Below are 22,398 nucleotides of genomic sequence, written 5' to 3' on the forward strand. Positions count from 1 at the left end.
AGGATATTCAAACCTGATGTCGAAAGTTATAGGGAGAGAAGATGATCATTATTTTCTGAATAGCAGATATATAAGGAGGAAGTAGCCAGTGCAGAATATTGAAGTGTTGTTGGCCGATGATAACAGGGAGTTCACGAACTTGCTCGCCGAGTACATTACTGAACAAGAAGATATGACCGTAACAGGCATTGCCTATAATGGGGAAGAGGTACTACAGATGCTCAGCGGAGCACGTAAGATCCCCGATGTCCTTATTCTTGATATCATTATGCCGCATCTGGACGGCCTCGGCGTGCTGGAACGCCTGCGTGATATGGATCTGAATCCGCAGCCCAAGATCATTATGCTGACCGCTTTTGGCCAGGAGAATATTACGCAGAGAGCCGTTCAGCTTGGCGCCTCTTATTATATTCTGAAACCGTTTGACATGGAGGTTCTGGCGAACCGTGTGCGCCAGCTGGTCGGCACGCAGGGCAGTATGAGCACTTCCGGAAGCATGTCCGGCTATTCTTCTTCCAGATCTTCCAGTAATGTGGTTCCGCTGTCCAAGGGCAAGAACCTGGATGCGAATATTACCTCAATCATTCATGAAATCGGCGTCCCTGCGCATATCAAAGGCTATCAGTACCTGCGTGAAGCCATCACCATGGTCTATAACAACATTGAGATTCTTGGTGCCATCACCAAGACGCTGTATCCGGCTATAGCCGAGAAATTCAAGACCACGCCTTCCCGCGTAGAACGCGCCATCCGCCATGCGATTGAGGTCGCCTGGACCCGTGGCAACATCGACAGCATCTCCCACCTGTTCGGCTATACCATTAATATCTCCAAATCCAAGCCAACTAACTCGGAATTTATTGCCATGGTAGCGGATAAGCTGCGCATTGAGCATAAGGTGGGTTGAAGGGGTTAGGGGCAGGATAGATGATGGGATACTCAGTCTAGAGCCTGTACTGTGAATACCGGAATGCATAATAATAAATACCACTTGCTAATGGGAAATTGTATTCCCCAATAGCAAGTGGTATTTTGTTTCACTGGACACAGGTCGGATGTACACGAAAAGCCGAACACAATGGGAATGTAATGGAAAAACCGATCACATTTCGCGCGGCAGAGGCACGTGGCCCAAATGTAATCGAAAAACCGATCACATTCGGCGCTACATGGGCATGTGGCCCAAATGTAATGGAAAAACCGATCACATTCGGCGCTATGTGGGCACGTGGCCCAAATGTAATGGAAAAACCGATCATATTCAGTGCTGCTGCGATGATGTAGGGGCCTAACGCTAATGCTCTACAGCCCGTAAGATTGCAGGGAAATCCTGCAAGAAGTGCAGCAATGCTGCCTAATCGCAGCAACTTTTGTTGAAATCCTGCATGAAAAGCAACAAAGCCAGCGCTAACTTGCTCTAAAATGCCGGAATTTATGCAAATGAAGCAACAATGTACCGTAGCCAGTAACATTTTTTAGAGGAATCCTGCAAAAGGTGCAACAATCAGGCTCCATACAGTGGTCGGTGAGAAAAACTCTCAGAAATGGCGACAGATAGGCGGGAGTACCGTCATGAAAGGAATAAACACTTCAGAAAGCTTCCGATACCCGGCTACATTGTGTGGCTAAAAGGCATATGGGCTGGATGTATTTCACCAGAAAACGATGAGACACCCGCATCCTTCACCCGTTGGAGTGATATTGTTCTTCTTCACACAAATAAAGAAGCCCATCGCGAGGCTTCAGTTATATTGTTACGTTCTATTTGTCTAGGATGATCCTGAGCCAGTCGTCAATGAGTAACAGCCTCGTCTGCTGTCATGACTTGCGTGTGAGTCTGTAAACGCCAGTTAAAAGCGAATACAGAGCAACGAACGAGATAATAGCTATATAGTAAGGATTGGATTGAACAACGAAAATCAAAGGTATCATGATGATGAATATTGACAATCGTAATGTACCTTCACGTTTAGATTTAGACATTGAATACACATCCTTCTAAGCTATAGTGAGATAAATGAATTGGCCTTTTACATTGACTATATGCAACGTTATAATGTAAACTGTAAGGGAAAAAGGGGAACGGTGTTGTGTCCGTTCCATTCCATATCATCAGGCTGTTGGAGCCTAGCGCTTACGTCTACGACTTTTTGCCGAAGTCCTAGACGTTTTCTTTTTGCGTACTTTCTTGTGTTTGTCCTTAATTTCAGCAATGTCTTTGATGATTAGACGAACGAAGGATAGTACTGCAATGATGACTGAAAGCTTTTGCCATGTCTCCAAGGGAATCACCTCCCTCCCTTACATCTATAATCATACTTTAAACAGTATCAGCTGGAAAGTATTATATATAAAAGATACTGAAGCTGCGTCAACTGAGTGAATAACAAATCAAGTCACTCCTTCATGGAGTGGCTTTTTTTAGTTTATAATGAAGGGATACGCAAAGGAGGTGGGAGAAATCATAGCGCAGATTCTTTTAGGGATCTGGATGCTCACACAAGCGGCTTGTCACTTTTTTGGACTTGATGTGTTCCTTCGGCAATCCGTTAGGGATAGTTTGAGTAAGGAGGCGCGGGCCTCTTTTCAAAGAGGGATGGTCCTGCCCTATCTCATATTAGGGATGACTTTTATTGGAATGGGGATTGTTGAGCGTAAGGCGGTCCTGTCCATGCCGCTTTTCCTGGGACTCTATATTATATTGTGTGCGGCGTCCTTGGCCGGGGTATTAAGGAATAACAAAAAACACTTGGGTCATTATATGTAGTGAATCTATAGCAGCTAGTTACCGGATTGGATGCCCCCGGAGCGTCGGAGACTGCGGTGCAGCTCCGGCTCTTTGCTTGTGACAGCAGCAGAATCATTTTTGCTTCAGCTCCTATATTGATTCGATAATTCCTGCAGCAGTCTTCCTATTTGTCCTCGTAGAGCCACAGGCTGGCGTACATGGGCTTCCAATCCGAATCCCAGAAAAAAATGGGCTGCCCAGTTCAGATAGGACTCACTTATGTGCGTATCTATAACGCCTGAACCATCCTCATGCACTTCAATCGACTGGGACAGCCATATCTCAGATTGGCAGCGTCTAACGCCCTCAGGCGTCAGCTCCACTACCAGTTCCACCAGATCCCTGTCCTCCATCTGCATCACCCAATGGCGAATATTGGCCTCCTCGGATGCAATATTGTAGGTCAGATTGTTATCTGCCGCTGGTAGACACGTTTTCACCCGATCTACACGGAAGACCCGCATATACTTGGCTACCCCGCAATACGCCCGGCAATACCACAATCCATTCACTGTATACACACCAAGAGGTAGAATGTCTCGCTCACTCCGTTCCTTGGCTTCATAAACAATATGGACGGTCTGTTGCTCCAAAGCCGCTTCCAGTAAGTCTCTTAGACAAGGAAGGTCCAGATCATGGGGAGGTATCCAGAACACCAGACTCTCTTGCATCCGTTGAATCGCTGCTTTCCTGTCCGCTGTCATGTAATGCATGAATTTTTGCAGTGCGGTGTTGACCTCATCGTCGAACGGGAGGGATTTATAGTTCTGAAGCGACTGGCAGGCAAAAAACAAAGCCATCGCCTCAGGCTCCGTGAAGCTGATCGGCGGAAGTACCTTTTCGCGCAGGACGCGGTAGCCCCCGTGAGCCCCCGGTTGGGAATACAGAGGCACTCCCAGCTCACTCAGCTCCGTCAGATCGCGGATCATGGTCCGCCGGGATACGCCGCACTCGTCAGCTAACTCCTGTATTGTAAATTTCCTGCGTTCATTTACCAGCATAATTAATTGGATGAGGCGTTGTGCTTTGTTCACTTTCATACTCCCTTGGGAATTAAATTTGGAATAGTGCCATGGTTTGGCACTATTCTTCTTTATACTAAACCATATTAGTGAAGTCAAGCCTACGACACAGCTAACAATAACATTAGAGGAGCAATGAACATGACACAAGCAACAACACCCTATGTACTGGAATTGGTTGTATTTCATTTAAAAGAAGACACAAACGAGGCCAGTTTCCTCGAAGCTGCACGGACCTTAACCCAATTCCTACACACCCGGATTCCCGGGTTTAAGTCCCGCAATCTGATGCATACCGCAGACCATACCCAATGGACCGATATGATCTACTGGACAACAATGGAGACGGCGCTGGCAGCGATGGAACAGCTTCATGCTGCACCGGAGTTTCGTGAGTTTGCCGGTATGATCGACTCCCAGGGCATTCAAATGATGCATCTCACTGTGGCAAAATCCGCTTCCGGGAATGCTAAGGAGGACTCAGCTCATGCATAAAGTTACTGTGATTGGCCTCGGAGCCATGGGAGCAGCGATCGCCGCAGTACTGGTAGAGCAGAATTACCAGGTTACGGTATGGAACCGCACCCCTGCAAGAGCGGATGCACTTATCCGTCGAGGGGCCGTTCTCGCATCCAGTGCAGCTTCAGCCATAGCTGCCAGTCCGATCACGATCATCTGTGTAGCTGATTACCACGTGTCCACAAGCATACTGGACCAGGAGCCCGTGAAGTCCGCTCTGGCCGGCCGTGTGCTCATTCAGCTCAGTACCGGGAGTCCGCAGCAAGCCCGTGACCTTGAAGCGTGGGCCGCTGGACTGGGGGTGGCATATCTTGACGGAGCTATTGTGGCATCACCGCCGCAGATGGGCAGCGCGGGAGCTACAATCTTCGCCTCAGGCAGCATGAGCGCATGGGGACAGAGTGAGTCGCTTTTACAAAAGCTGGCCGGAAACGTATCTTATCACGGTGAACAAGTCAGCGCAGCAGCATCGACCGACTTGGCCTTCCTGGCCTATCTGTTCGGCTCTTATCTGGGGTTTTTACACGCGGCACGCATTCTTGAAACGGATGACTTATCTGTAGAGGCTTTTGGTGCAATGATTGCCCAGGTATCGCCGGTGATCGGTGAGGTGATGAAATATCAGGGCACGGTCATCCAGAACAACAGTTACAGTCAACCCTTAAGCTCGCTTCAAATGTCCATGACAAGCATTGAGCTGCTTACGCTTCAAGCGCGTGAATCTGGCATCAATAACGAATTTCCCCGGTTCGCTGAAAATCTGTTCCAAAAGGCCCTTCACGCTGGCTATGGGAGCGAGGAAGTCGCGGCTTTGGTTAAGGTACTACGCTAATAATAATTCTGTAAAAGAAACCGACCAAGCCATTGCTTGGTCGGTTTTGTTATAAATATAAGCTTATATTTCATATACCTTAATTAACGGACTGGTTGCCCAGACTGCTCAGGTAAGCATCGGCTTCTTGATATGTAGGATAATGCACGGCGAATTTGCCGAACAGTCTTTTCATTTGCATTTTCCAGACCGGGGAATCTGCAACGTATACCCAGCCGCCTACCCCTGCTTCTATCGCGCGGTCACCGGTGGGAGCGAGCATTGCGGCTACTTCAGGAGAGAGCACGGTTGGGGAACCTGTCACATCAGTTACTCCGGTAAAGCCTGGCTTCAGCTGCTTCAGAGCGTTCTCAAAATCTGCTATGTAGGCGGGTACGTCACTCTCAGTCAGGCCGTAGGCTTTAACGATCACCTGGTTTTTTGCAAGATTGACTTCCATTGTGTAAGACATGAACATTCCTCCAGTTGTGGTATTAAGTTTACATTAGGTTATATCGGATAAGATTGGGGTCTATTTGAGAGAATAAGGAAAACGGATTAGAATGGTTCTCATTTATGGAAAATAACCCCATATATTAAGGGGATATGGAGGGTTTTACGCTTCTCGCCTAAAGAATTTACACAAACAATTGTTATTATGAAACACAAATTGTTGTCTTGTGTTATGATATAGGTAGAGGTGGCTCTTATGAACGATTTCGATAATTACCCCGATGAGCTGGGGAATTTCATCCGGCACTTCAGGAAGGCCCGGGGGTTAACCCTCAGGGGGCTGGAAGAGAAGAGCGGCATCAGTTATTCACAGCTCAGCAAGATTGAACGGGGAGAGAGTATCCCGCTTAAGGATAACCTGGATAAGATCATTGAAGCACTCGGAGGGGATCTCAAGAACCGGATGTATCATTTGGCCGACTATATGCCTGATATTGAGTACATCAAGACGCTGAAGCAGGGCTACAAGCTGCCTAAGCATAATCAGTCCCAGGACTACATTTACGAGACGGCGTTCAACAAGCTGAAGGAATTCCGGGCGAAGGAAGACAAAGAAACGTCATATGTTTCCTTTGATTCTGACGAGGTCATCGTATATGAGACGGAATATGGGGCAGGAATGGTTATAGAGAAGATCGAGAAGTACAACCTGACCGATGTGCTGAACGATATATTCGAGGGAAGTCTGGACAGCCTCCGCAGGCAGCCCCGTCAGGGACGCCAGGCTTTCTTATTCGGAGAATGGCTGCGTGAAGGCATCTATGAGCTGAAGGAAGAGGAACAGGACCAGGTGATTCAGGCCTTGAAGGAATTCACCCAGTTCAAAGTGCAGCAGATTAAGGGCGTGTATAAGTAATGAAGTGCCCGGCTTAGCGTGCTTGCAAAATGAATAATGTTGCCCTTATTTGCAGCCATCTATTCATCTTGATCCATAAACAAACTACAAATGGTTAGACAGAAAAGGGGATAAGAAACATGAGAATCAATATGAAGTTCACCAGCAAAGGGAAAGCGGCCATCGAGAATTTCAACAACGAAGAGCTGTTGGAGATTTTTGCAAGATACATCAAGACACTGACCAAAAAATACGATATTGAAGTAGATGTGCCGCTTGAAGTGAATCAGAATATCGTTGCCGATGGAACCGTGATTGCTATGGCCCAGAACGTCAAATGTGATGCCGAGACCTTCTTCAAGGAGCTGGGACGCGATATCAAGGTTCCCCTCAAGAAGCGGCTTGGCGGGAAGCTGGAGAATGTGTTCAAGACCGAAATTATCGAGTAGGCGTAAGCTTGTTACACACCAAAAACCATCCCCGCACATTGTGGAGGATGGTTTTTTGGCATCTGTGGAGGTATATCCTATGGGTGGAGAGCTTCGCATTCTAATGATGTTGGGTACCTGAAAGATTCCGCGTGGTGAGAACATTCCTGATAATCTGGATAAAATCCGGTGAAGCCTTGGCTTCCAGCGCCAATTCGTAGATGTTCATTAATTGTTCGTCAGACAATAGCTCAAGTGATGAGGGGCGCGGAGAAGGATGAAAGTAAGTATCCATTGTATTCCTCCATCATGGTTGAGAGTAGTGGAAAAGATAATCAAGATATTAATGAAATGCTTCTATGTAAATGGTACCATCTGGAATATAATCCGTCTGCTGTCATTCGCCCTCTGAATTTATCTTTACATAAGTTGGATAATATGTGATAATAGTTGATTTTGTTTCTCGTAGCCTTTCATGACTACAAAAAAGCAGCGAACCTATAAAAAGGATCGCTGCTCTCTTTACACTCTATGACTGTGGTTCGTTCTTATGCGAAGCCAGAAATCTGCGGATACGTGGTTCCTTGGATTCAGATACCGTTGCAAATTGTTCCCCTTGATTGAACAGAACAATCTTCCGTTCCGGATCATAACCGTCAATATTGCCAATGTTGACTACATTGCTGCGGTCAAGACGTTCAAAGCCCATTTCTCCGTAAGCTATGTACAAATCGGAAAGAGTGGTAGGGAGAACAAATTCGCCTTCTTTCGTATGGACAAATATCGTATTCTTATGGTTAGAGAAATACAATATCTCCTCATCCTCAATATTGCGGGATGAGCCGTCGTTTAGTAAGACACGCATGTACTCCCCATCCTTGTGTAATTACTTACGTAATTCTTTTGGTGCTTCTGGGCTGTGAATCGCTGGTTTCATGATTGAAACAAAAAAACGCGCTGATCCGGCAAGAGCGGATGAAAGCTGTTTTGCGATCGTTTTTCTCAATGTGTCTGCCTCCTTGTCCAGGGAATTACTGTTAATGACTGGACCAAAAAGGCCAATCCTAGCACAGTTGATTGAAGAAAGAAATTAGAGGAGACCATTACTATAGAAACCAACTTCAAAATAGGATAAATTGAAGCGGGGATTCTTGCGTTTTTATCAGGGTTTGGAGCGAATAAAATCATGATGAGTAAACTGGCTGAGTTAGCAATCCAAAGGCCGAATTCTGAAAATGCGATTAAAGAAGGGAGTAGGGTACTTAATAAAGTAGTGACAATATTACATGCCATAGCTATTTTTAAATGAAACCCGCCAGAGGCGAGACGAAGGAAACAGAAGCTTAACAGAAAGGTTAAACATGCTGTTAAACGGCCGGCAATAAGGCCTAAAACTGCTGTACTTACTATGATTAACAACGTATTTAAGATAATGCCAAGCGCATATTGCATGATTTCTATGGAATGAGTTTCCTCGGGATTAGCATTTTTAATTGTGACTGCAATTCGATTAGCTAATAAATTCATTGTGCGTTCGATCCTTTTTATATGAAAGATATAGGTAAGCATAGAGCAAAACAGCATAAATCATGGGCATAAGGAAGAAATATTGTGAATATTTTTCTGTTAGGATCACCAATAATATAACAAAGATTAAGGAGGGTGCACTTAGAATTAAAATTTTAATTTCACGTAGTTCAATTTTAACTTTGACATTTTGTTTGTCAGGCACAAAGTCAAATCCTTTTTTCTTCTTGCCGATATAAGTTCCAATAGTTATAGCTGTGGTAGCAGAAATAAATTGAAGGATATATACAGCTATTGACGTATAAGGTAATCCAACTTGATACAGTCCTATTAATTTCATAAAGAGATAGCATGAGGATTGAATGAACATATAGGCAAGGTATGTCAGGCCTGTCATAGAAACAGCGTAAAAAATATGAATTCGAAATAAAAGCCAGATAAAGCAGAAGGTCAATAAATATTGAAAGAATACATCTGTTAGCACCATTTCATAGTCATTACGGAGAACAAACGAGACAAATGCCATTAATGTAGAAGCAAATATCATTTCCACAGGATAAACATCAATCTTAAAGACCTTGAAAGCCAAATAAAACATTGCTGATGTTTCTAAAATAGAAAATACCATATAAAGCACAAAATCCAGCATGCTTACACTCCCGGGAAATAGATTAACAAATCTGTAATCCTGGTGATATTATACATAATAGGCTAAGATACAACAACAGGTTTTGACACAATCCGGCAAATATTTCTTAAAAATTGGTTTGGAGAGGGGTTTTTACCATGAATCAGCGTCCTGCGCAAGGAGAGTATACCGAATTTCAGTCCAGATATATTACACTGGTGCCGCCGGAAGGAGAACTTCGCGTCATTCTAAGAGAGCAGACTCAGGAGGTGCTGGCTCTGCTTGGCGGGCTGACAGAGGAGCAAGGGGCCTACCGCTATGCCCCCGGGAAGTGGAGTATCAAGGAAATGCTAGGGCATCTGACGGATAATGACCGTATTATGTCTTACCGCTTGCTGTGTTTTGCGAGGGGAGAACAGGCGCCGCTTCCGGGCTATGAAGAGAATGATTATGCGGCTGCCGGGGCGTTCGACCGCTTCACGCTGCAAGAGATGATTGCGCACTACCGGATCGTCCGCGAGTCCACCTTGGCGCTGGCAGACAGTCTTGCGGAGGACGACTATACCCGTACAGGGAATTTTGGCGGGACTGCCATGTCTGTGCGAGCTCAGCTTTGTCTAATCATCGGACATGAGCTGCATCATCTGCGTATTCTACGTGAACGTTATCTGAACTAAAGGGAGGTGACGCATGTGGGCTTACTAAGCGGCATCTGGCATTTCTTCGTCCCGAGGGAGCGCACACTAGTGTACTCCACTTTCGATCAGGGACAATATCTCCGGGTCAAAAGCCGCCTTGCAGCAGCAGGCATCCCGCACCGTTCCCGGATTAATGGCGGAATGAGAGAGACCACACGGCGTGCTAACTTCGGTGGGAAGGCTACGATCCAGCATGATCTGTTCGTCCGTAAGGAGGATGAGCACAGGGCGCTTCAAGCGGTTCAATAGACTGGCACACAAAAAAACGCATTCTGGCCTGTTGAGGGCTGGAGTGCGTTTTAATGTTCTGTTTTAGGGTATTTTACAATGGAGGATTCTTGTGGCATTTACGGCAGACCGGGTAATAGGCTTCATTGCCGCCGATCTGGATCTGTTTGCCGCTGTATACCGGCTTGCCGTTCTCGACCCGCAGCGCCATGGTGGCTTTCCGTGCGCAGAACCAGCAGATGGTCTTCATTTCTTCGATCTTGTCGGCGTAGATCAGCATATATTTGCTGCCTTCGAACAGATTGTTCTGGAAATCATTTTTGAGGCCGAAGGCCATCACCGGAATGTCAAGCTCATCCACAATACGCACCAGCTGCAGGATGCACTCCTTGCTCAGGAACTGGCACTCGTCTATCAGTACACAGTGCGGCTTCGGCAGACTGCTGCTGACAATGCTGTAGATATCGGTCTGCTCGTCGATAGGAATGGCCTGCTTGCGCAGTCCGATCCGGGAGGAGATGTATCCCACTTCATCCCGGTTATCAATGGAAGGTGTGAAGAGGAGCACCGACTTGCCCTGCTCTTCATAATTATGTGCAACCTTGAGAATCTCAATGGATTTGCCGCTGTTCATAGCTCCATACCTGAAAAATAATTGTGCCACGTCCATCTATCCTTTCACTGTTCAGCTAATCTGCTACACGACCAAAAAATCGACCTTACTAGAGTATCATACTCGGGGCCGGAGTAGCCAGTGCAAACATTGCTTCCGCCCGGGATGTGCTATAATGAACGCAATTGTGTCTTCAGCAGGGTAATATAGTGAACAGAAGGGAAGTTAGTCAGGTGACAGAGAAATTGGAGCAATATAAGGAACAGATCCATGCGCTGAAGGAGAAGGGGGAGCTCATCCCCGATACGGAGAATTTACTGGAAGACATGCTGGCCGAGCTCACCGAGCTTAACCGCAGCAACAAGGCACTGCGCCGGGTCATTTTGAAGTCGGGACAAGGCTCTGCCATGTCTACCCGCCTGCGGGATGCGCTCTACGAATAAGCAAATGGGGTATCTTCGATGAAGCTAATGTTGACTTTTCTTAAAAAATACCGTGTCGCCGCCATTGCCGCGCTGGTCATGATGCTGATTGAGCTGGCCGTGGAGCTGTCGCAGCCGCTGCTGATCTCCAAAATCATTGATGACGGTATCCGGCAACAGGACACGGCTGTCGTCTGGCTGTGGGGCGGGGTGCTGGTAGGGAGTGCCGCTGTGGCGTTTCTGGCGGGAATACTCAGCTCCTTTTTTGCGTCGCATGTCAGTCAGGGGTTTGCATTCGACCTGCGTGACAAGCTGTATGAAAAGGTACAGTCGTTCTCTTACGATATTTTTAGCCGCTTCCCTACCTCGTCCCTGATCACCCGCCTTACCGGGGATGTAACACAAATTCAGGATACGATATTCATGGGGCTACGGTTCATTACCCGTATTCCGCTGGTTGTGATCGGAAGCGTGATTATGGCGCTTGTTGTACATATCAAGCTGGGGCTGCTGCTGACCGTGACGCTGCCGTTTTTGGTGATTTTCATGATCTGGCTGATGCGCAGAGCGTCCGAGCTGTTCCGCAATGTGCAGAGCCGGCTCGACGGCGTGAATGGTGTGATTCAGGAGAATTTGACCGGAATCCGGCTGATCCGTGTATTTGTGCGGATGGGCCATGAGATTGGACGGTTCGCAACATTCAGCGGAGAGCTGATGAGATCGACTATTGCTGCGCTGCGGCTTACCGAGACCTCAACCCCGTTCATTATGATCATCGTCAACGCCGGTATTCTGGCCGTGTTATGGTTTGGGCGGATAGAGATCTCTACAGGGGATGCGACGCTGGGGCAGACGGTTGCTGTCATTAACTACTCGCTGCGGACAATGGGAGCGCTGTCAGCGCTATCCTGGATTATGGTCAGCTTCTCCCGCGCACGGGCGTCTTCGGGACGGGTCACTGAAGTGATGGCGGCAAGCGATGGCCCGGGCGAGCTGGGTATGGCTTCTGGAGAAGGTCTTGCGTCAGCTGTTCAAGGCAAGGTTGAATTCCAGCAGGTCAGCTTCAGTTATGCCGGCAGTGATATTAAGGTGCTTGACGATATCTCCTTCACAGTGCAGCCGGGGGAACGCGTGGCGATTATGGGCGCGACCGGCTCAGGCAAATCCTCTCTGGTAACGCTGATTCCCAGGCTATATGAATGCGGCAGCGGGACCATCCTGGTGGACGGACAGAAGCATACAGAGATGGATATGCAGACCTTACGGGGTTCGATTGGCTATGTACCTCAGGAGGTACTGCTATTCACCGGCTCGATCCGGGAGAATATAGCCTGGGGAAATGCAGCGGCGAGTCAGGCAGAGATTGAGCAGGCAGCAGCGGCAGCGCAGATTCATGACACAGTTGCCGGGCTGCCGCAGGGCTACGATACTGCCCTTGGGCAACGCGGAGTTAATCTGTCGGGCGGGCAGAAGCAGCGTCTGAGCATTGCAAGGGCGCTGGTGCGCAGACCGGCGATCCTGATTCTGGATGACAGCACCAGTGCGCTTGATGCGGTGACGGAGGGGCTTTTACTGGCGGAGCTGAAGAAGTTATCCTGCACGACCTTCCTGATCACACAGAAAATCAGTTCCACCGCCTCGGCGGATCTGATTCTGCTGCTGGACGAAGGCCGGCTGATTGCGCAGGGGACCCATTCTGAATTAATGGACCAATCCGCGCTGTACCGCAAAATCTATCAATCGCAGACAGGGGAGGGGCAGCATGTTCAAAGCACTCATTGAGCCGTTCCGCTATCCGAAGCTGGATGTAGGCCACGGCGAAGCCAAGGTCTTCGGGGCGATGGGCAGCCGGAAGCCGAAGGCGAAGGCCAAGAACTGGTCTGGCACATTAGGACGCATATGGAGTTATCTCGCTGAACGCCGGACAAAGCTGATACTTGTGCTGTTCATGGTTCTACTAAGCTCAGCTTTGTCGCTCCTTGGACCCTACCTGATCAGCCGGGCAGTGGACGACTATCTGGGCGGGGAGGGCGGCAGAACGTGGGGCCTCTTCCTGCTGGTGCTGGCGCTCGTCTACCTGCTGAATTCCCTGGTCTCCTGGCTGCAAAATGTCTGGATGATCGAAGTGGCCCAGGAGACGGTCTACCGGATGCGGACGGATCTGTTCTCGCACCTGCACCGCTTGCCGATCTCCTTCTTCAACCGCAGGCAGCAGGGAGAGATTATGAGCCGTCTGACCAATGATATCGAGAATATCAGCTCGACGCTGAACAGCTCGGCGATTCAGATTTTTTCCAGTATTCTGACGCTGGTGGGAACGGTTGGCGTAATGCTATGGCTCAGCCCGCTCTTGACGCTGCTAACCTTCATTGTGGTGCCGCTGATGATGCTGGGGATGCGCTGGATTACCCGGCGGACCGGACCGCTGTTCAAGGAGCGGCAGCGGAATATGGGTGAGCTGAACGGGTTCATCGAAGAGACCTTGTCCGGGCAGCGGATTATCAAAGCCTTCTCGCAGGAGGAGCGGGTGATTACCGGCTTCAGAGAGCGCAATACACGGATTATGCTGTCGGGGTATTGGGCCCAAGCGATTTCAGGCTTCATTCCCAAGCTGATGAATGGTCTGAACAATCTGAGCTTTGCCATCGTGGCCGGAGTCGGGGGGCTGCTTGCGATCCGCGGGCTGGTGACGGTGGGGATTATTATCGCTTTTGCCGAATATGCCCGCCAGTTCACCCGGCCGCTGAATGATTTGGCGAACCAATGGAACACGCTGCTGTCGGCGATCGCCGGTGCGGAGCGCGTCTTCGAGGTGTTGGATGAAGAGACGGAGGCCCGGGATGAGGGCGCGGCGGTGAAGCTTGCGCATGTTGAGGGCGCTGTGAAGTTCTCGGAGGTCTCCTTCTCCTATGATGGGGGGGCAGATACGCTGCAGGATATTTCATTTGAAGCGAAGCCCGGTGAGATGATTGCGCTGGTCGGACCTACCGGTGCTGGAAAAACGACGCTAATCGGCCTGCTGTCCCGCTTCTACGATCCGAGCCGGGGCAGCATTACGCTGGACGGGCGGGAGCTGTCAACGGTCACCCGTGAGAGTCTGCGCAGCCATATGGCCTTCGTCCTCCAGGACTCCTTCCTGTTCAAAGGTACGATCCGCGATAATATCCGCTACGGCCGGCTGGATGCAACCGATGAAGAGGTGGAGGAGGCTGCGAAGCTGGCCAATGCCCATGCCTTCATCATGAGACTCCAGGACGGCTACGACCGGATGCTGTCTGTGGACGGCAGCGGTATCAGCCAGGGACAGAAGCAGTTGCTGGCTATTGCCCGGGCAATTTTGGCGAATCCGTCTATGCTGGTGCTGGATGAGGCGACGAGCAGCATCGATACGGTGACCGAGATCAAGATTCAGGAAGGGCTCCAGGCGCTGATGCGTGGCCGGACCAGCTTCGTGATCGCCCACCGGCTGGGCACGATCCGCGCAGCCGACCGCATTCTGGTGCTTGAGGGCGGACGCCTGCTTCAGCAGGGCTCGCATGAGGAGCTGCTCCGGCAGGGCGGCCTCTATAGTCAGCTGGTGCGGGGAAGTAAGGAAGCGGCTGGGGAGTAAGGATGAGGGATGGTTGAGGCATGGTGAGGGTGAGGCAATGAAGTGTAACGCTGATGCTGGCGCTGATGCTGGCGCTGATGCTCACGCTAATGCTGATGCTCACGCTAATGCTCACCCTTGCGTTGAAGGTTGTACGTAGAGGCTACGGCGGTGGAATTGGTAAGGTAACTGTATTTTGTGCAGTAGAAATCTCATTTTTGAGTGGAAAATGGTATTCTACTGTATTTGGTACATTAGATTTTGCTGATTTGAGCAGAAAAGTGGGGGTTGTTCGAATTCTACTGTACGAAGTGCAATAGCTTTTGAATTCTGCTGGAGATTACCCTTTTCTGTTGTACATTGTGCAATTGTGCTGTTGGTAAGCTCTAATATCGTACCACATACCTGTGAACCGTATCTCTTATCTCGCGGATAGTTGTATTTCGTGCAGCTATAATGCTGCGGATTAACGAATAAGCTGGCATAGATGTATTCCGTACAACTAAGATCAGGCACATTAGTCTTTAAACGCAATGTAGAGATTTATAAGTGTACGAAGTGCAGCTAAAACTCACAATGGGCCTGATCCGAGCATTTTAGTTGTACAAACTGCACTTAAGTAACAGGCACGTAGCAATTGAGCGACAGACTCGTAGCGCACTCTCACAGAGTACAGCGTGCGGTTCACGCGGCGTCTGGTGTGAACCGGGAGTCCTCCAGTTAAAAGTTCGATAGCTAACAACAAGGGGATGCCTTAGCAGCCGGTTCGTTCATGGCTTGAGGCATCCCCTGTTTCAATGGAATATAATTAGGAGCGGGCTTCGGAGGACGGGGGCTGCTGTGCTTGCTGCTTCTCCCTGAAGCGGGGGCCAACGTAGTTCTTTTTGCGGTCACGGGTCAGAATCCAGCCGCCGAGGAAGGTCATGCCCGCCAGGAATAAAAGCAGGCCGCCGCCGAAATGCAGCCACGCGAACACCGGAACGACCGAGTCGTCTCCATGCATCGCGAAATAGTTGAACAGATCATCTTTCATCATAAGGAAGCCCGTCATCGCCAGGAGGCCGGGGATCACCAGAATAAGGATGGCAATGAAGCGTGAAATCAGCAGTTTCATCACAGTCGCTCCTCTTCGCAGCCGTTTGAATTCACCCATATGATAACGCTTTAACCTGCAAAAGTCCATGAATACATGACGTTTATAAGTTTTGAATTACTCCCGAAAGAGAGTACAATATAATAGATTGAACTGAATTCAAGAGGAATGACTGGAGGATACATATCATGACAATGACCTGTGATGTGGCGATACTTGGGGGAGGCACCGGCGGTTATGTGGCAGCGATCCGCGCTGCGCAGCTGGGCAAATCCGTTGTCGTTATTGAAATGGACAAGCTGGGCGGAACCTGCCTGCACCGCGGCTGTATTCCCAGCAAATCACTGCTGCGCAGTGCAGAGGTATTGGCTGAAATCAACGAGAGCGAAAGCTATGGTATAGAGACTACGGGCACCAAGCTGGTGTTCCCCAAAGTGCAGCAGCGCAAGGAAGCGGTAGTAGAGCAGCTACATCAGGGGGTGCAGTATCTGATGCGCAAGCACAAGATTCAGGTGCTGAAGGGCAAAGGCCGGATCATCGGGCCTTCGATCTTCTCCCCGCGAAGCGGCGCTGTAGCTGTAGAACTGGAGAATGGCGAGATGGAGACCGTGGTCTCTACGAATCTCATCATTGCTACCGGCTCGCGTCCGCGCGTTCTGCCTGGTCTGGTGCCTGACGGCAAGGTGATTCTGAGCAGTGAAGAGGCGCTTACGCTTGAGGAGCTACCGGCCTCGATTATTATTGTGGGCGGCGGGGTAATCGGAGTGGAGTGGGCATCCATGCTGGCTGATTTCGGAGTGCAGGTGACTGTCGTCGAGGCAGCCGGGCAGCTGTTGCCACAGGAGGATGAAGAGGTGGCCCGCGAGCTGCTGCGTCTGCTGAAGAAACGCGGAGTCCGGGTGCTCACCGGAACAACGGTGGATGCCGAGACCTGCACAGTGTCGGAGACAGGGATTACGATTGAAGCCCGCAAGGGGGAGCAGAGCCAGAGTCTATCGGCTGATAAGCTGCTCGTATCCGTGGGACGCGTGGCGAACATCGAGAATCTCGGACTGGAAAATACAGATATCCGTTTCGATACAGGTGTCATTGCGGTGAATACCAATATGCAGACGGGTGAACCGCATATCTATGCGATTGGCGACTGTATTGGCGGACTGCAGCTGGCCCATGCGGCCAGCCATGAAGGCATCCGTGCGGTCAACCATCTGGCGGGCGAATCGCTCCATCCTTATGAGACTCATCTGGTTCCCCGCTGTGTCTATACACGGCCGGAAGTGGCAAGTGTCGGTTACACAGAGAAGGAAGCGAAGGAGCTCGGCCGTGAGACGGTGACCGGCAAATTCCCGTTCTCCGCCATCGGCAAAGCCATTGTCTACGGCATGAAGGACGGCTTCGTGAAGGTGGTGGCTGACGCGAAGAACGGGGATATCCTCGGCGTGCAAATGATCGGCCCGCATGTGACCGATCTGATCGGCGAAGCGGCGCTGGCCCAGATCCTGGATGCTACACCTTGGGAGGTCGGGGAGGCTGTACATGCTCATCCGACACTGTCGGAGGTGCTGGGCGAGGCGATGCTGGCGGTGGATGGAAGAGCAATCGGATTCTAGCGTGCGATAGAGAGCTTAACAAGAAGGCCGGAGGGAGCGGAAGGCGCGTAATGCGCCGATATCGCTCCATACCGGCTATATTTGTTCGGTTCCAGAGCCTTGCCTTGGCGGAGGGATTTTGGCTTTTCTTTTTGCCACGAAAAAGATTATAATGGATTTAGTACCTGGTGATAGGATCAGGGCATATATATTTAGTATTAGGGTCAACCCGCCTGACGGACGCATCCTGAACCTGTTAGAGATAGCGGGGCTGGAAGCTGAGCGCCGGCAATACTTTTTAGGAGGTACCTCTTATATGGAATCCCAAGGTACTGTAGACACCGTTAACAGACATAAGCAGCTTGGACTCACAGACGGCCAGGTTATCGATATGTACAGATTCATGCAGCTCGGACGGAAATATGATGAGCGCAGTCTGCTGCTGCAGCGTGCGGGCAAGATCAATTTCCATGTATCCGGCATCGGGCAGGAGGCGGCACAGGTCGCGGCGGCATTTGCACTGGACCGGGAGAATGACTATTTCCTGCCCTATTACCGGGACTATGCGTTTGTCCTCTCTGTCGGAATGACCACGCGCGAGCTGATGCTCTCCGTCTTCGCCAAGGCGGAAGATCCCAACAGCGGCGGCCGGCAGATGCCGGGCCACTTCGGCAGCAAGCGCCTGCGGATTGTAACGGGCTCAAGCCCGGTCACGACCCAGGTTCCGCATGCGGCAGGCTTCGCGCTGGCGGCGAAGATGCAGAAGAAGAAGTTCGTCTCCTTCGTTACCTTCGGGGAAGGCTCCAGCAACCAGGGGGATTTCCATGAAGCGTGTAACTTTGCCGGTGTGAATAAGCTGCCTATGATTATTTTTTGCCAGAACAATCAGTATGCCATCTCGATTCCGGCCCACAAGCAGCTTGGCGGCAAGGTCAGCGACCGTGCGCTCGGATACGGCTTCCCCGGCATCCGGGTGGACGGCAATGATCCGCTGGAGGTCTACCGTGTGGTGAAGGAGGCCCGGGAACGTGCGCTTGCCGGTGAAGGCCCGACCCTGATTGAAGCGATGATGTACCGCCTGTCGCCGCACTCCACTTCGGATAATGATCTGGCTTACCGGACCCAGGAGGAAGTCGATGAGAACTGGGCAAAAGACGGCATCGCCGCGTTCCGCACCTATCTGACCGGACTCGGTCTATGGAGTGATGAGCAGGAGCGTGATTTGGCTGCCGAATATAATCTTGAACTGAAAGAGGCTATAACCTACGCGGAGAATGCGCCGTTCCCGAAACCGGAAGATACGCTGCTGCATGTCTACGATGAATCCGGCCTGAAGGGGGGCGCTTAAGCCATGGCGATGATGGAATATATCGATGCAATCCGGCTGGCGATGAAGGAAGAGATGGAACGTGACGAGTCGGTGTTCGTGCTGGGTGAGGATGTCGGCGTGAAGGGCGGCGTCTTCACAACAACCAAAGGCTTGCAGGAGCAGTTCGGCGCAGAACGGGTGCTGGACACACCGCTTGCGGAATCTGCTATTGCAGGGGTGGCTATCGGTGCTGCAATGTACGGCATGAAGCCGATTGCCGAGATGCAATACTCGGATTTCATGCTGCCCGCAACGAACCAGATTATCAGCGAAGCCGCCAAAATCCGCTACCGTTCCAATAATGACTGGAACTGTCCGGTCGTCATCCGTGCGCCGATCGGCGGCGGCATCTTCGGCGGGCTGTACCACTCGCAGTGTCCGGAGTCGATCTTCTTCGGCACGCCGGGACTTAAGATTGTGGCTCCTTATTCGGCTGCAGATGCCAAGGGCCTGCTCAAGTCCGCTGTCCGCGATCCTGATCCGGTGCTGTTCTTCGAGAACAAGAAGTGCTACAAGCTGATCAAGGGCGATGTGCCGGAAGGCGACTACACAGTGCCGATTGGTGAAGCGAATCTGCTGCGTGAAGGCAGCGATATTACGGTGATCGGGTATAGCCTGCCGCTGCATTTTGCGATGCAGGCTGCTGAGGAGCTGGAGAAGGAGCATGGCCTCACCGCGCATATTCTGGATCTGCGCACCCTCCAGCCGCTGGACCGCGAGGCGATTATTGCCGCTGTCCGGCAGACCGGCAAGGTGCTGATTGTCCATGAGGACAACAAGACCGGAGGCATCGGCGCTGAAGTGGCGGCGATCATCGCCGAGCATTGTCTGTTCGACCTCGATGCGCCAATCTTCCGCTTGTGCGGACCCGATGTCCCGGCGATGCCGATCTCACCGCCGATGGAGAAATTCTTCCTGCTCAGCAAGGACAAGGTCAAGGCTGAGATGCTGCGTCTGGCGCAGTACTAAGTTCAATAATTCATCCTGCCTGGACACCGCGACTGGGACCCGGGCAAGAATGTTGCAGAAAGTGCAGCTTTAGATACGAAATAAATAGTGGATTAGGCAGAATGCTGCAGGAAATACAACAATATGTCCGCTTAGCCGCCCGAATGAAGAGAATTGCTGCGTTTTGAGCAACATTTTTGATTTTGGGCAGATTTGTATGAGCGAATGTTGCATTTAGTGCAGGATTTGATGGCTGACTATCCGTTCGGGGGCCAGGAGGCTAATGCTTACAAAACAAAGCCTATGCTTCCGATGCTAGTTTTGTACGAAGTAAATTCAAGAAGTCCACGCTTACAAACCATTAAGGAGTGACATTATGTCTGACAATACAACGCTGACGGATGTAATTATGCCGCAGCTGGCTGAATCGCTGGTCTCGGCGACCATCGGGAAGTGGCTCAAGCAGCCGGGCGATCCGATAGAGCAATATGAGCCGATCTGCGAACTGATCACCGATAAGGTGAACGCAGAGCTGCCGGCCACAGTGGACGGCACGATGGCCGAGCTGCTGGCCGAAGAGGGCCAGACGGTCAGCGTCGGCGAGATCATCGCCCGCATCGCAGTGGCTGGCTCCGCTGCGCCAGCCGCTGCAGCCCCGTCACCGGCAGCTTCCGGTGACGCCCCAGCCCCAGCGGCTGCCCCGGCTGCGGCAGGCGGCACTGCCCCGCAGGCGGCCCACGCCGCCGCGCGGCCGCCCATGCCCGCTGCGGCTTATGACGCCGCAGCTCCAATGCGGGCCCGTTACTCTCCGGCTGTGCAGACGCTGGCCGCCGAGCACGGCATCAACCTGGCGGCCGTGCCGGGCACCGGCCTGGGCGGACGTATCACACGCAAGGATGTGCTCACGTTCCTGGAGAACGGCGTCTCCGTCCAGCCGCCGGCACCCGCAGCAGCCCCTGCTGCTGCGCCTGTACCTGACGCCCCCCCTGCACCCGCTGCGCAGCAGCCTGTGTTCCAGCCGGTTCAGGATGAATTTCAGCCGGTGCGCAATTCCGGCCTGCACCTCAGCGAATCGCCGAAGATTCCGACGATTGAGATCGAAGGCGGACGGGGCAGCAGCTCGGAATATCTGATCGACGTTACGCCGATCCGTAATACGATTGCTACCAGAATGCGCCAGAGCGTCTCGGAGATCCCGCATGCCTGGACGATGATCGAGGTCGATGTGACCAATCTGGTGGTGCTGCGCAACAAGCTGAAGGATGAGTTCAAGCGCAAAGAGGGCATTAACCTGACCTATCTCGCTTTTCTGATGAAGGCGGTGGTCAGTGCAATCAAGGATTACCCGATCATGAACTCGGTATGGGCCGTTGACAAAATCATCGTCAAACGCGACATCAACATCTCGCTGGCCGTAGGCACAGAGGATTCCGTCATGACGCCGGTCATCAAAAAAGCCGATCAGAAGAATGTCGCCGGGCTGGCCCGCGAGATCGACGAACTGGCACTCAAGACACGGGAGGGCAAGCTGCGCCTGGACGATATGCAGGGCGGTACGTTCACGGTGAACAACACCGGCTCGTTCGGCTCGATTCTGTCTTACCCGATTATCAACTATCCGCAGGCGGCAATTCTGACTTTTGAATCCATTGTCAAAAAGCCTGTCGTCATCAACGATATGATTGCCGTACGTTCGATGGCGAATATCTGCCTGTCGCTGGATCACCGGATTCTGGACGGAGTCATCAGCGGACGGTTCCTGCAGCGCGTGAAGGATAATGTGGAAGGCTACACCCCGGAGACGAAGCTCTACTAAGTAAGGCGGCTGCGGACTCCTGGGACAGGGAGAATGAGAAGCAAAGGGGAACTTACGATGATGGAGAACCTGAACCTAAGCAAACTTACAGTTACCATTCTTCCGGTGATGGAGTACGGAGCGGCCTGGGAGCTGCAAAAGGAAGCGGTGCATGCGATTGACGCGGGCACTGCTTCCGAGCAGCTGATTCTTTTGCAGCATCCGCCCACATACACCATCGGTTCGCAGAATCATCCGGAGCATCTGCTCCTCAGCGGGGAACAGCTCAGGCATCAGGGAATTGCGCTGTTTGAGATTGACCGCGGGGGAGATATTACATATCACGGGCCCGGCCAGCTGGTCGGGTACCCGCTTTTGAAGCTGGGCGAGAACGGCAAGGTTGATCTGCATGGCTATCTGCGCAAGCTGGAGTCGGTGATTATAGCGTATCTGGAGGCCTATGGCATTACGGGAACCCGCAAGCAGGGGTATACCGGGGTGTGGGTCGGTGATGAGAAAATCTGTGCCATCGGCGTAAAGTTCAACAAGTGTAAATTCCGCCGTGGGTTTGTTACCAGTCATGGCTTCGCCTTCAACGTATCGGCCGGGATCGGGCAAAGCGGCTTCACAGGCATTATCCCTTGCGGTATTGCGGAATACGGAGTGACCTCGCTTGAGGAATGCACAGGGCGCGCTTTTGACATCGGGACGGTTGCTGAAGAGCTGGTGCCTTATTTCCTGGAGCAGTTTCCGTATAGCCAAACAGCGCCCGGGGAACCGGACGCTGTTACTTAAGCGCTAAGCGTGATTAACCTGCGAGGAACGGTTCGATGACGAACAGCACCGTAGAGGCGATCATAGCGAACAGCATGATGTAGATGATAATGCGAAACCATTTTTGTCGTTGCATGAGTGACTCCTTTGAGATTAGTTTAAGTTATGAGCATAAGCCCACAATTGAACGCAGTACAACCATTGTAACG

At 51.2% G+C, this 22,398-nt stretch carries 27 protein-coding genes; 16 read left to right on the forward strand and 11 right to left on the reverse strand.

The features are described from left to right. Positions 1-88 precede the first annotated feature (88 nt). Entirely contained in the window at positions 89-907 is an 819-nt protein-coding gene (spo0A, locus tag MHH78_RS13400) for a sporulation transcription factor Spo0A (RefSeq protein ID WP_340827354.1), read from the forward strand. A gap of 130 nt (positions 908-1,037) precedes the next feature. Here the strand turns inward: spo0A and MHH78_RS13405 are convergent, their stop codons facing one another. Beyond that, the gene (locus tag MHH78_RS13405) at positions 1,038-1,472 is read right to left on the reverse strand and encodes a hypothetical protein (protein WP_341167690.1); all 435 of its coding nucleotides are present in this window, start codon (positions 1,470-1,472) and stop codon (positions 1,038-1,040) included. Positions 1,473-2,871: 1,399 nt separating this feature from the next. Next, the gene (locus MHH78_RS13410) at positions 2,872-3,828 is read right to left on the reverse strand and encodes a helix-turn-helix transcriptional regulator (RefSeq protein ID WP_341167691.1); all 957 of its coding nucleotides are present in this window, start codon (positions 3,826-3,828) and stop codon (positions 2,872-2,874) included. A 123-nt stretch (positions 3,829-3,951) separates the two neighbouring features. Here MHH78_RS13410 and MHH78_RS13415 point away from each other — a divergent pair, with 123 nt between their 5' ends. Continuing rightward, on the forward strand, positions 3,952-4,305 hold the full coding sequence (locus MHH78_RS13415; RefSeq protein ID WP_341167692.1) for a hypothetical protein: 354 nt from the start codon (positions 3,952-3,954) through the stop codon (positions 4,303-4,305). Beyond that, entirely contained in the window at positions 4,298-5,161 is an 864-nt protein-coding gene (locus tag MHH78_RS13420) for an NAD(P)-dependent oxidoreductase (RefSeq protein WP_341167693.1), read from the forward strand. The genes MHH78_RS13415 and MHH78_RS13420 overlap by 8 nt, the downstream gene beginning before the upstream one ends. Positions 5,162-5,240: 79 nt before the next feature. Here MHH78_RS13420 and MHH78_RS13425 read toward each other — a convergent pair whose 3' ends face one another. Continuing rightward, the gene (locus MHH78_RS13425; protein WP_076086725.1) at positions 5,241-5,612 is read right to left on the reverse strand and encodes a hypothetical protein; all 372 of its coding nucleotides are present in this window, start codon (positions 5,610-5,612) and stop codon (positions 5,241-5,243) included. 237 nt (positions 5,613-5,849) lie between these two features. Between MHH78_RS13425 and MHH78_RS13430 the strand changes: the two genes are divergently transcribed. Together MHH78_RS13430 and MHH78_RS13435 are read left to right on the forward strand one after the other, a co-directional pair. After that, entirely contained in the window at positions 5,850-6,509 is a 660-nt protein-coding gene (locus MHH78_RS13430; protein ID WP_340752765.1) for a helix-turn-helix domain-containing protein, read from the forward strand. 119 nt (positions 6,510-6,628) lie between these two features. Then, positions 6,629-6,937, forward strand: a complete 309-nt coding sequence (locus tag MHH78_RS13435; RefSeq protein ID WP_036698353.1) for a hypothetical protein — start codon at positions 6,629-6,631, stop codon at positions 6,935-6,937. Between the two features lie 100 nt (positions 6,938-7,037). Here MHH78_RS13435 and MHH78_RS13440 read toward each other — a convergent pair whose 3' ends face one another. From MHH78_RS13440 to MHH78_RS13460, 5 genes are all read right to left on the reverse strand, one after another. Continuing rightward, positions 7,038-7,211: a sporulation histidine kinase inhibitor Sda gene (locus MHH78_RS13440; RefSeq protein ID WP_083685839.1), complete on the reverse strand. Its 174-nt coding sequence runs from the start codon at positions 7,209-7,211 to the stop codon at positions 7,038-7,040. A gap of 234 nt (positions 7,212-7,445) precedes the next feature. Then, complete coding sequence (locus MHH78_RS13445) at positions 7,446-7,781, reverse strand: LytTR family DNA-binding domain-containing protein (RefSeq protein WP_341167694.1); 336 nt, start codon at positions 7,779-7,781, stop codon at positions 7,446-7,448. Between the two features lie 21 nt (positions 7,782-7,802). Next, a complete protein-coding gene (locus MHH78_RS13450; RefSeq protein ID WP_209871137.1) occupies positions 7,803-7,922 on the reverse strand; it encodes a cyclic lactone autoinducer peptide in 120 nt (39 codons plus the stop codon). Next, positions 7,919-8,443, reverse strand: coding sequence for an accessory gene regulator B family protein (locus MHH78_RS13455; RefSeq protein WP_341167695.1), 525 nt, complete (start codon positions 8,441-8,443; stop codon positions 7,919-7,921). Before MHH78_RS13455 ends, MHH78_RS13450 begins: the two co-directional genes overlap by 4 nt. Next, complete coding sequence (locus tag MHH78_RS13460; protein ID WP_341167696.1) at positions 8,427-9,092, reverse strand: hypothetical protein; 666 nt, start codon at positions 9,090-9,092, stop codon at positions 8,427-8,429. The genes MHH78_RS13455 and MHH78_RS13460 overlap by 17 nt, the downstream gene beginning before the upstream one ends. 137 nt (positions 9,093-9,229) lie before the next feature. Here MHH78_RS13460 and MHH78_RS13465 point away from each other — a divergent pair, with 137 nt between their 5' ends. Then, a complete protein-coding gene (locus MHH78_RS13465; protein WP_341167697.1) occupies positions 9,230-9,748 on the forward strand; it encodes a DinB family protein in 519 nt (172 codons plus the stop codon). A 15-nt stretch (positions 9,749-9,763) separates the two neighbouring features. Continuing rightward, positions 9,764-10,018, forward strand: a complete 255-nt coding sequence (locus MHH78_RS13470) for a hypothetical protein (protein ID WP_341167698.1) — start codon at positions 9,764-9,766, stop codon at positions 10,016-10,018. A 73-nt stretch (positions 10,019-10,091) separates the two neighbouring features. Here the strand turns inward: MHH78_RS13470 and MHH78_RS13475 are convergent, their stop codons facing one another. Beyond that, positions 10,092-10,661, reverse strand: coding sequence for a thymidine kinase (locus MHH78_RS13475; RefSeq protein WP_341167699.1), 570 nt, complete (start codon positions 10,659-10,661; stop codon positions 10,092-10,094). Positions 10,662-10,843: 182 nt separating this feature from the next. On the opposite strand from MHH78_RS13475, the gene MHH78_RS13480 reads away from it, so the two are divergent. Genes MHH78_RS13480 through MHH78_RS13495 form a run of 4 tightly spaced genes read left to right on the forward strand, consistent with a single transcriptional unit; the run spans position 10,844 to position 14,941 of the window. Then, positions 10,844-11,053: a hypothetical protein gene (locus MHH78_RS13480; protein WP_341167700.1), complete on the forward strand. Its 210-nt coding sequence runs from the start codon at positions 10,844-10,846 to the stop codon at positions 11,051-11,053. Between the two features lie 18 nt (positions 11,054-11,071). Then, positions 11,072-12,814 (forward strand): ABC transporter ATP-binding protein, encoded by a 1,743-nt coding sequence (locus tag MHH78_RS13485; protein ID WP_341167701.1) that lies wholly within the window; start codon positions 11,072-11,074, stop codon positions 12,812-12,814. Next, on the forward strand, positions 12,795-14,642 hold the full coding sequence (locus MHH78_RS13490) for an ABC transporter ATP-binding protein (RefSeq protein ID WP_341167702.1): 1,848 nt from the start codon (positions 12,795-12,797) through the stop codon (positions 14,640-14,642). The genes MHH78_RS13485 and MHH78_RS13490 overlap by 20 nt, the downstream gene beginning before the upstream one ends. 53 nt (positions 14,643-14,695) lie before the next feature. Further along, entirely contained in the window at positions 14,696-14,941 is a 246-nt protein-coding gene (locus tag MHH78_RS13495; RefSeq protein WP_341167703.1) for a hypothetical protein, read from the forward strand. Positions 14,942-15,429: 488 nt separating this feature from the next. Here the strand turns inward: MHH78_RS13495 and MHH78_RS13500 are convergent, their stop codons facing one another. Next, complete coding sequence (locus MHH78_RS13500; RefSeq protein WP_076086477.1) at positions 15,430-15,735, reverse strand: DUF2627 domain-containing protein; 306 nt, start codon at positions 15,733-15,735, stop codon at positions 15,430-15,432. Between the two features lie 167 nt (positions 15,736-15,902). On the opposite strand from MHH78_RS13500, the gene lpdA reads away from it, so the two are divergent. The 5 genes from lpdA to lipB all read left to right on the forward strand — a co-directional run bounded on the left by lpdA (position 15,903) and on the right by lipB (position 22,210). Continuing rightward, complete coding sequence (gene lpdA / locus MHH78_RS13505; protein ID WP_341167704.1) at positions 15,903-17,324, forward strand: dihydrolipoyl dehydrogenase; 1,422 nt, start codon at positions 15,903-15,905, stop codon at positions 17,322-17,324. Between the two features lie 295 nt (positions 17,325-17,619). Continuing rightward, positions 17,620-18,651 (forward strand): thiamine pyrophosphate-dependent dehydrogenase E1 component subunit alpha, encoded by a 1,032-nt coding sequence (locus tag MHH78_RS13510; protein WP_076086471.1) that lies wholly within the window; start codon positions 17,620-17,622, stop codon positions 18,649-18,651. A gap of 3 nt (positions 18,652-18,654) precedes the next feature. Then, the gene (locus MHH78_RS13515) at positions 18,655-19,641 is read left to right on the forward strand and encodes an alpha-ketoacid dehydrogenase subunit beta (protein WP_341167705.1); all 987 of its coding nucleotides are present in this window, start codon (positions 18,655-18,657) and stop codon (positions 19,639-19,641) included. A gap of 355 nt (positions 19,642-19,996) precedes the next feature. Then, positions 19,997-21,436 carry a dihydrolipoamide acetyltransferase family protein gene (locus MHH78_RS13520; protein WP_341167706.1) on the forward strand — a complete coding sequence of 480 codons (1,440 nt, stop codon included), beginning with the start codon at positions 19,997-19,999 and terminating at the stop codon, positions 21,434-21,436. A gap of 60 nt (positions 21,437-21,496) precedes the next feature. Beyond that, positions 21,497-22,210: a lipoyl(octanoyl) transferase LipB gene (lipB, locus tag MHH78_RS13525; RefSeq protein WP_341170331.1), complete on the forward strand. Its 714-nt coding sequence runs from the start codon at positions 21,497-21,499 to the stop codon at positions 22,208-22,210. A 13-nt stretch (positions 22,211-22,223) separates the two neighbouring features. Here the strand turns inward: lipB and prli42 are convergent, their stop codons facing one another. Then, positions 22,224-22,325 (reverse strand): stressosome-associated protein Prli42, encoded by a 102-nt coding sequence (gene prli42 / locus MHH78_RS13530; RefSeq protein ID WP_143803916.1) that lies wholly within the window; start codon positions 22,323-22,325, stop codon positions 22,224-22,226. Positions 22,326-22,398: the final 73 nt, after the last annotated feature.

It is taken from the genome of Paenibacillus sp. FSL H3-0333, assembly GCF_038002805.1.
Lineage (GTDB): Bacteria > Bacillota > Bacilli > Paenibacillales > Paenibacillaceae > Paenibacillus_AQ > Paenibacillus_AQ silagei.